At 47.7% G+C, this 434-nt stretch carries 1 protein-coding gene and 1 pseudogene; both read right to left on the bottom strand.

The features are described from left to right. A pseudogene (locus tag AC6EMZ_RS23300) lies at positions 1-71 on the bottom strand (universal stress protein UspB); the annotation flags it as partial. Positions 72-254: 183 nt separating this feature from the next. Further along, positions 255-434, bottom strand: a 180-nt coding sequence (locus tag AC6EMZ_RS23295) for a hypothetical protein (RefSeq protein WP_498405184.1), incomplete at its 5' end; no start/stop codon positions are given.

Below are 434 nucleotides of genomic sequence, written 5' to 3'. Positions count from 1 at the left end.
GAGTAATACCTCGCCATATTGATGATGCAGACGATACATAAAGCCCAGAAAAGCGCAAATGTACTAATCATGCTTCCCTCCCGGTCGTTCTATTCGTCAGATTCGATGGTCATACCTTCCCGTTGTCCACCTGTGTCCGATGACAAGCGTTATTATCAGCGACGCTTATCAACGACGTTTTTCTGCGACGAATAGTTATGCCACGCGCTTACGCACGATTTTATTGTCATTTGGGACAGCCAACAGCATCACGGCTAGCCCATTCTCGTTTTCCATCCCAAGGCGCAGCGGATAGGTTCACCACCCCCTACTTGTAGTGTAGAAGAAGAATGTTCGTTTGTGCCAGAGAGGCAGGCGCAATCAGGATGAAGGACGATTTTCGACGAGGTAATGCCCTTTTCGAAAGGAGAAGCTACGCGATTTAACTGTGAAAA

Source organism: Enterobacter sp. SCRI0065, from assembly GCF_059766475.1.
The sequence above is the reverse complement of the archived record's forward strand: the minus strand, read 5'-3'. Positions and strand labels throughout refer to the sequence as shown.